The organism is Flavobacterium aurantiibacter (assembly GCF_002251775.1).
GTDB lineage: Bacteria > Bacteroidota > Bacteroidia > Flavobacteriales > Flavobacteriaceae > Flavobacterium > Flavobacterium aurantiibacter.
Window position 1 is genome coordinate 1 of the sequence record NZ_NOXX01000108.1, and the last position, 8,456, is coordinate 8,456.

10 protein-coding genes are annotated in these 8,456 nt (G+C 40.7%); 7 read left to right on the forward strand and 3 right to left on the reverse strand.

The genetic code is table 11. The features are described 5' to 3' along the window. Positions 1 to 597 precede the first annotated feature (597 nt). The 3 genes from CHX27_RS01655 to CHX27_RS01665 are packed head-to-tail and all read right to left on the reverse strand — an operon-like array spanning position 598 to position 3,388. Positions 598 to 1,329, reverse strand: a complete 732-nt coding sequence (locus CHX27_RS01655; RefSeq protein WP_094485033.1) for a head GIN domain-containing protein — start codon at positions 1,327 to 1,329, stop codon at positions 598 to 600. After that, positions 1,326 to 3,053 (reverse strand): PspC domain-containing protein, encoded by a 1,728-nt coding sequence (locus tag CHX27_RS01660; RefSeq protein WP_094485034.1) that lies wholly within the window; start codon positions 3,051 to 3,053, stop codon positions 1,326 to 1,328. The genes CHX27_RS01655 and CHX27_RS01660 overlap by 4 nt, the downstream gene beginning before the upstream one ends. Positions 3,054 to 3,058: 5 nt before the next feature. Next, on the reverse strand, positions 3,059 to 3,388 hold the full coding sequence (locus tag CHX27_RS01665; RefSeq protein ID WP_094485035.1) for a PadR family transcriptional regulator: 330 nt from the start codon (positions 3,386 to 3,388) through the stop codon (positions 3,059 to 3,061). Positions 3,389 to 3,598: 210 nt separating this feature from the next. Here CHX27_RS01665 and CHX27_RS01670 point away from each other — a divergent pair, with 210 nt between their 5' ends. The 7 genes from CHX27_RS01670 (at position 3,599) to CHX27_RS15685 (ending at position 8,235) form a co-directional block, all read left to right on the forward strand. Then, positions 3,599 to 4,048, forward strand: a complete 450-nt coding sequence (locus tag CHX27_RS01670; RefSeq protein WP_094485036.1) for a DUF4442 domain-containing protein — start codon at positions 3,599 to 3,601, stop codon at positions 4,046 to 4,048. Next, positions 4,024 to 4,995 (forward strand): TIGR01777 family oxidoreductase, encoded by a 972-nt coding sequence (locus CHX27_RS01675; protein ID WP_243388938.1) that lies wholly within the window; start codon positions 4,024 to 4,026, stop codon positions 4,993 to 4,995. Before CHX27_RS01670 ends, CHX27_RS01675 begins: the two co-directional genes overlap by 25 nt. 69 nt (positions 4,996 to 5,064) lie before the next feature. After that, positions 5,065 to 5,676 (forward strand): nucleotide exchange factor GrpE, encoded by a 612-nt coding sequence (locus CHX27_RS01680; RefSeq protein WP_094485037.1) that lies wholly within the window; start codon positions 5,065 to 5,067, stop codon positions 5,674 to 5,676. 1 nt (position 5,677) lies between these two features. Beyond that, on the forward strand, positions 5,678 to 6,790 hold the full coding sequence (gene dnaJ, locus CHX27_RS01685) for a molecular chaperone DnaJ (RefSeq protein ID WP_094485038.1): 1,113 nt from the start codon (positions 5,678 to 5,680) through the stop codon (positions 6,788 to 6,790). Positions 6,791 to 7,158: 368 nt separating this feature from the next. Next, positions 7,159 to 7,758 carry a CDP-alcohol phosphatidyltransferase family protein gene (locus CHX27_RS01690; protein WP_094485039.1) on the forward strand — a complete coding sequence of 200 codons (600 nt, stop codon included), beginning with the start codon at positions 7,159 to 7,161 and terminating at the stop codon, positions 7,756 to 7,758. 30 nt (positions 7,759 to 7,788) lie between these two features. Next, positions 7,789 to 7,938, forward strand: a complete 150-nt coding sequence (locus CHX27_RS15680; protein ID WP_207758921.1) for a hypothetical protein — start codon at positions 7,789 to 7,791, stop codon at positions 7,936 to 7,938. A gap of 12 nt (positions 7,939 to 7,950) precedes the next feature. Further along, positions 7,951 to 8,235, forward strand: coding sequence for a nuclear transport factor 2 family protein (locus CHX27_RS15685; RefSeq protein WP_207758922.1), 285 nt, complete (start codon positions 7,951 to 7,953; stop codon positions 8,233 to 8,235). Positions 8,236 to 8,456 lie beyond the last annotated feature (221 nt).

Sequence of the window (8,456 nt, forward strand, 5' to 3'; positions counted from 1 at the left end):
ACTGTAGTATCGCAAAAAAATCTAACGAAGTAGGCAGCCGTTTATATGTTTAGCGTTGGAGTCGTTCCTTTTCATTGCTATTTTGTTTCACGATTTGTTGATTTCAAGCGATCTGACAAAAATTTTTAATCGAACTCAGGTTCTTATGGTGCGGCGGGCGGTGTTTACGCTACAAGTACGCCGTTGCCACTTGGGCAAATTCGGCAAAATCCGCGGCTTCTGTGGTCGCCACGGCTGTTGCTATTTGCCTCATGTTTCAACGTTGCGCGCTTTCCGCTGCACCACCTAACGCGGAGAAAGAGGTGCGACAATCCAGACATATAAACAAGCGATTTCTAAAAGTGAAACGACTTTGTATTTTTCAATTTGTAATATTGCAATATTACCCGAAGTAAATAACTGTAATACATACGTTTAAATGCATTTTTTGTTTCCAAAAAATCAACGATTTACTTCCAATAAAAGATAACTGAATTTACAGAAAATCAATTTTTTTCTGCATCAAGCTTGTTTCGAAGAAGAAACATCCGGCCAAAAAGCATAAAAAAAAGCCGAACTGAAACAGTCCGACTCTTTATCATAACTAATCCTAACCTACTAATTGGAACTTACGCTTCCACCTGAACTTGTCTTGGTGTTAATCTTCTCAGGAACTTTCACGTAAACAATCGAACTTCCACTCGAAGCGTCGGCGTTTAACTCCACCAAAGGCGCCACACGAATCGTACTGCCGCTGCTTCCCGAAGCAGTAACTTTATTCGAACTCAATTCGGCAGCATTTAGCGAACTTCCGCTCGAAGCGTCTGCAAACGACTCTAATGCTTTTCCTTTTACTTGTAACGAACTTCCGCTCGAAGAGGTAAGTCGAATCACATCGGCTTCAGCATCTACTCGTAAGGTACTACCGCTGCTCGAATCGCAAGTAAGCTTTGTACCTTTAATAGTGGAAGTCGATTTTAATGTCGCTCCGCTAGAAGCTTTCAAAACTTCGATTTCTGGTACCTGAACAGTTACTACCGGTGTTTCTTCGGCGTCGTAACTTCCTGTTGAACGTACTTTCAATACATTTCCTTCCACAACAACTTCAATAAGTTCTTGTAAATTATCATCTGCGGTTACGGTAATTTCCGTTGATGGATTTTCCGAAACGCGTACTTCGATTCCTGTCCCGGCATCGATACCTGTGAAGGCTGCGTTAACTGTTCGTGTTTGGGTAACAATTTTTCCGCTTCCCTTTACTCCCCATGGATTTCCGCCACAAGCTGCAAAAACTAAGGCGATGGCTACGGCTACAATGATTCTTGCAATCCAGATAATAAATTTGATCATTTGGTTTTGATTTTAGTTACTGTTCCGTTTTCAGAAATGATCAACGTACCGTCTTCGGTCGTTTTGGTTTCTATATTCTGACGACCCACTTGCACTTTTGTTACAATCGTATCGCCAATTTTTGTTTGCGTTTGAATAACATCGTTAAATTCATTCTCACTTTCCGGGCAAGTCAAACATTTTACCTGATCCGAATAAACCTTATAAAGATACTCATCTGAGCTGTAATGCAAGTTAAAGAAATCGTTATCAGTTATATCGAAATCCGTTACGTTTTCGGCGGTCTTAAAAGTAACGCCTTCCGGTAAATACAAGATAATTTCTACTTCCTGATCGCGAAACTTGTTCTTAACATCCGTAATCAAATACTTATTAAAAGTAAGTGTATTATCGGCAAACGTATAATTGTATGTAATTTCTTCTGCATTATGACGTGCTGCTTTCGATGAATTTCCGTTCGCCCGTCTAACAATTTGCACATAAGCTGTTGGTTTTGTTGACTTACGAATCTCGAAGCTAATATCTTCGCTGTAAATATACTCTTTGTCGGTACTATCTGTGTAGATTTGAAAATCGTTGTGGTCTCTCGGATCGATTTCAACATCGTCGTTTTCTGCAAACTGAATCAGTAAGGTTTTGTTGAGATCAACTGCAATGTCTTGCTTGTTGGTCGTGCGACCTTCGTACGCAAACTCCTTAATTTGAGCGATGGTAAAAGCAATCAACAAGATGATACTTATTATCCAAAAACCTAAAATCGTAAAGTTGAATATCTTCCCTGGCGATTTAAAATTGTTGAGCAACAATTTAAAACCTAACAACATCAAGTAAAAGAAAGGTACGCCAAAAGCAATTAAGATCAGTACACCAATTAACCATAACGGATAGTCGGTAAAATTGCCTCCTTCATACAAAACCGACCACGGGAATTCAGAAACAAGCGCTGTACTTGTGGCAAACACACCTAAAATCAGTGCTACAATAACTGGGATGCAGGAAAGAATAATAAGTATTCCGATACATTTTACGAAGATTTTCACTAAAGTTCCGAATGCATCGCCTAACGAATTAGAAACGCGCTGCGCTCCGGTTTGTACGCGTTGGCCAGCGGCCGAAAAATCGGTGTTTTTGAAGCGCTCCGACACTTGTTCGAACTCTTCGCGCACCTTTTTCTCAATATTGGAAATCGTTACGGGTTCTCCGCGCATTTCCAATTTTTCGCTGGTAGTGATCGCTTGCGGAATAATAATCCACAGCGCGATGTAAGCAATAATACCGCTACCAACACCCAAGAACACAAGCGCTACCAACAAAACGCGAATCCATACTTTTTCAACACCAAAATAGTGCCCTAAACCTGCAGCCACGCCACCGATCATTCCTTCGTCGATATCGCGGTACAGTTTGCGTGTTTTTCTGTTTTGAAACGTTGAGTCGATCGGTTCTGCAGCAGCTTCACCATCTAAACGATAATCTTCCGGCTGTCCCATAACCGCGATTATTTCGTCTAACTCTTTTAAACTAATTACTTGCTTGCCACTGCTGTGCTTCTCCGAAATAAGCTCGGCAATACGTACTTCGATATCTTTTATTATCTCATCTTGTGCATTCGCGTCGGATAAAGAACGCTTTATCGCATCAAAATAGCGCGATAACTTTTGGTAAGCATCTTCATCGATGTGGAAGAATAAGCCACCCAGATTTATATTAACGGTTTTGTTCATGATTTCTAGTTTTGATTAGTGATGATTGAAACTGCGTCTGATAATTCGGTCCAAGTATTATTTAACTCGTTGAGAAAAGTTTTACCTAATTCAGTTAGACCGTAGTACTTTCTTGGCGGACCAGAGGTCGATTCTTCCCAGCGATAATTTAGTAATCCATCGTTTTTTAAACGAGTTAAGAGCGGATAAACGGTACCTTCCACAACCAACAACTTGGCGTTTTTTAAGGTATCGAGAATTTCGGATGTGTATGCTTCCTTGTCTTTCAAGACCGAGAGGATGCAAAATTCCAAAACACCCTTGCGCATTTGAGCTTTTGTGTTCTCGATGTTCATAATTTCATGATTTTTTTGATTTTGATTTGATGATGATTGAAACTCACTTCTGACTAGTACTATCTATTGTCTGTTAATTTCTTATGCAAAGATATAAACGAAAACAGGTACATTGTTTTGCATAGTACCTAATATTAACAAAATATTAACAATAAACAAACTGTAGGATTTCCGCAAAGACGTCGTAAATTCACGGCTTAAATACGAGGTATGACCGTTTCTCAGGTAAATCAATTTTTATTCTTTAAGCTGCCTTCCGCCTATTTATGCGGAGTGCGTGTGAAGAAACTCGACGCGAAGAGCTGTACCGTTGACGTTACCCATCGGTGGATTAATCAAAATCCGTTTAATTCGATGTACTTCGCTGTTCAAGCTATGGCCGCCGAATTGGCAACAGGTGCTTTGGTTATGAACGAAATCCAACAATCAAAAAAGCGAATCAGCATGTTGGTGGCTCGAAACGAATCGGTTTTTACCAAAAAAGCTACCGGAAAAATCGTTTTTACGTGTTTAGGTGGCGAAACCGTTCATAAAGCTGTTAGCGATTTAAAACCCGAATCCGACAACACTACTTTTTGGCTTGAAGCGGTTGGAACCAACGAAAGTGGCCAGGAAGTATCTCGATTTCGGTTTGAATGGACACTAAAATTGAAAGCATGAAAATGGTCACCAACGTATTGGTTACAGGCGCAACTGGCTTAATTGGCAGACGATTAGTAAACAAACTCACTGCTAAAGGCCTCATTGTACATGTACTTACTACTTCAAAAAGTAAGTTTATCGAGCAGAAAAATGTGGTTAATTTTCTGTGGGATCCAAGCACGGGATATATTGATCCGAATTGCATAACCGATGTTCGGAGCATCATACATTTAGCGGGAGCTACCATTGCTAAACGTTGGACAAAGAAATACAAACAAGAAATCATCGACAGTCGCGTAAAAACGGCAAACATGCTGTACGACTTGGTTGCGGCCAGCGAGCACAAACCGGTACATTTCATTTCGGCTTCGGCTATTGGGATTTATCCGAGCGATAAAAATCGGCTGTACACCGAAGACTTCAGCGAACGCGATGGCAGCTTTTTATCCGAAGTTACCGTATTGTGGGAAGCGGCTGCAGATCGTTTTGCCGACTTTGGCATGCGTGTTTGTAAGCTGCGCACCGGATTGGTTCTCGCTACCGAAGGCGGCGTATTTCCGCAAATTTACAATCCGATTAAAAAAGGTTTTGGAACTTGGTTTGGAGACGGTTCGAATTGGCAATCGTGGATTCATATCGACGACATGGTCGAAATTTACGAAGATGCAGAGGCTACTTTTCTCGAAGGCGTTTTTAATGCTGTTGCCCCCTCGCCTACAACCAACCGAATTCTCACTGAAAAGATAGCCCATTACGCCGACCGAGTCCTTTGGTTGCCTGCTGTGCCGCGATTTGTAATGGAACTCATTTTAGGCGAAATGCACACCTTGCTGTTCGACTCGCAACGGGTCTCGCCTGCAAAACTCATGCATAAACGCTTCTATTTCAAATACGAATCGCTCGACGAGGCCCTTAAAAACTTGCTGCAATACAAACACCCATCGCGAGACATTATCAAACGATGAAATGGTGACAATTTGACACAGCAAACTGCTTTGGCAATATCCTTGCAGTACAGGCGTAAGCAAATTGAGATGAAATTTAAAAATCCCTTGAAATCAGAAGGAAAAATGAGTACGGAGCAAACCGAAATAAATAAGCCGGAGGAAGAAATTATTGCCGAAAATGCAGCTGCTGCTGAAACAACTGACAATGCGTCGGATGTACCGACAAAACCCGAAGTGGAATTGTCGGCCGAAGAAAAATTAACTGCTGATTTAGCTGCAGAAAAAGATAAGTTTATTCGTTTGTTTGCTGAATTTGAAAACTACAAACGCAGAACTGCAAAAGAGCGAATCGATTTATTTAAGACGGCAAATCAAGACGTTTTAGTGGCATTGCTTCCGATTTTAGACGATTTCGATCGTGCGGTAGCCGAAATTTCAAAAGCCGAGAACGTCGACGAAGCTTTGTTTAAAGGTGTAAGTTTGATTCACGATAAGTTTAAAAGCACCTTGCAAAGCAAAGGTCTTGAGCAAGTTGACGTTAAAGCGGGCGATTTATTCGATGCCGACTTTGCGGAAGCCATCACGCAAATACCAGCGCCTGAGCCGCATTTGAAGGGAAAGGTGGTTGATGTAATTGAAAAGGGATACAAATTGGGTGACAAAATCATCCGATACCCAAAAGTTGTAACGGGAAATTAAGATGAAAAAAGATTTTTACGAAATACTTGGTGTTCCGCGAAATGCCGATGAAGCGACCATCAAGAAAGCCTACCGCAAGAAAGCGATAGAATTTCACCCCGATAAAAATCCGGGCAACAAAGAAGCCGAAGAGCAGTTTAAATTAGCTGCTGAAGCTTACGAAGTGCTCAGCGATCCGCAGAAACGCGCCAAGTACGATCAGTACGGGCATCAAGCTTTTGAAGGCGGTGGATTTGGCGGTGGCAATATGAACATGGACGACATATTCTCGCAATTTGGCGACATCTTCGGAAGTGCCTTCGGTGGTGGTTTTGGCGGATTTGGCGGAGGCGGCGGACAACAACGACGTGTAAAAGGCAGTAACCTGCGCATTAAAGTTCGTTTAACGCTGGAAGAAATTGCCAACGGTGTTGAGAAGAAAATCAAAGTAAAACGGAAAGTTCAGGCTCCAGGCGTTCGCTACAAAACCTGCGGAACCTGTAACGGACAAGGCCAAGTAATGCGTGTTACAAATACCATTTTGGGTCGCATGCAATCGGCGAGTACATGCCCTACCTGCGGCGGTGCTGGACAGATTTTAGAAAACCGACCTGCTAATGCCGACGCACAAGGAATGATTGTAAACGACGAAACCGTCTCGATTAAAATTCCAGCCGGTGTTGTTGATGGCATGCAACTAAAAGTTTCGAATAAAGGAAACGACGCGCCAGGAAACGGCATACCAGGCGATTTGTTAGTGGCCATTGAAGAAGTTGAACACGAAACCTTGAAACGCGAGGGCGAGAACCTACATTTAGACTTGTATATTAGTTTTGCCGAAGCGGCATTGGGTGTATCGAAAGATATCGAAGCGGTAAACGGCAAGGTCCGTATAAAGCTGGAAGAAGGCATACAATCCGGAAAAATTTTGCGTTTAAAAGGCAAAGGAGTTCCGAACATAAATGGCTACGGCAACGGCGATTTGTTGGTTCACGTAAATGTGTGGACACCCAAGACTTTAACAAAAGAACAGCGAATCTTTTTCGAAAAAGCGCTTACTGATGAAAACTTCATACCTCATCCGGAAAAAAGCGAGAAATCTTTTTTTGAAAAAGTTAAGGACATGTTCTCATAATAAAAAGTATTTTTTTACTTTTGATAAGTACTAGGCGACTAGTAATTTCTTTTTCATAGCAATTTTTCCCATCCTTGTGCAAACGAGGGTGGGTTTTTTTATGACTTAAGGCGTGTAAAGCTCGAAAACACGACAGTCGTTGAACGTTTCGCGCAAAGCAGCGCTTAACGCTAGGAAGCTCCTCCGCGAGCTTTTCGAATGCTAAACTGTACTTCCATCTTTCAATTTCCCAATCTTTTAATCTTTAAATCTCAAAATCCCCCCCGACTTCCTTACTCGTAAATGTGGAGACCTGGTAAAAAAAATAACCTACTTTTGACTTATCATCGATCAGATAAATAGGAACTTAAAATAGTGCAACAGCAAAAATGAACATTCCAAAAACCTTAATTTTAATTCGATTTTGTTTTGCACCAATAATTCTAGCACTCGCGTATTTCTACGGAGAACAATCGGTTTTGTGTATACTGATTTTGATGTACGTTGGTTTACTTACTGATATTTTTGATGGTGTTATCGCTCGAAAACAAAACAGTTCGAATCAGAATTTAAGACGACTTGACAGTCAGACCGATTTAATTTTTTGGTTGTCGATTGGCTTTGCAACTTGGCTTTTAAGAAGTGATTTGCTGCGCGAAAACCTGCTTGGCATTTACACGATCGTTATTATGGAAGCACTTTGTTACGTAATTAGTCTGCTCAAATTCAAAAAAGAAACTTGTACACATGCCATTCTTTCAAAATTTTGGGGAATCACGCTTTTGGTTGCATTCACGGCGTTACTTGGTTTTAAAACGGCTGGAATCTATTTTTACAGCTGCGTAATCGTAGGATTTATAGCACATTTAGATGTGATTTTAATAATTTTACTTTTACCAAAATGGACACACGATGTGCCGAGTTCCTACCATGCGTATCTGTTGCGAAAAGGAATCGACATCAAACGGAACAAACTTTTTAACAGATAAAAACGATTTAACCAACCAAAAACCAAACTTATGAAGTACACTGCCTTACTCACTGTTTTTTCGCTGATTGCAATATCTTGCCAGCAATCAAAGCCAATTGCTGTTGAGCAGGATCATTCCGCAACTAACAAAGCAATTATCGAGCAATATTTTACACATTTTAATAATCACGATTGGTAGAAAATGGCAGCTATGTACATTGCACAGCCCGAGATGAAAGATCCGGCGTATGGACTCAAAAACGTAAAGATGTCGCACGGCGAGATCGTCAAAAAATATTCGGAATTACACAAAATGATACCAGATGTTCAAGATCGCGTGGTAGCCATGTATCCTTCTGAAAATCATGTTATTGTTGAATTCGAGTCGTCGGGAACTGCACCAGATGGCAAGAAATTCTCACTACCTATTTGCACTATCTTTGAAATTAAGGACGGTAAAATCAGTAAAGATTTAACGTATTACGATAATTTTTAAGAGCGGTAAATTAGATCAGTTAGTAATCGCGCATTCCGACTTCCTATGCGATTATGAAAAATAATTCAATCTCTAAATTCTTGATTTTTAAATTGTTTTAAGCTTTCACTCGAAATTCTTGAAAGTGTTGCCCAAACCTGTCGAATACTAAACTGTACTTCTGTCTTTCAATCTTTTAATCTTTCAATCTTTTAATCTTTTAATCTTTTAATCTTTTAATC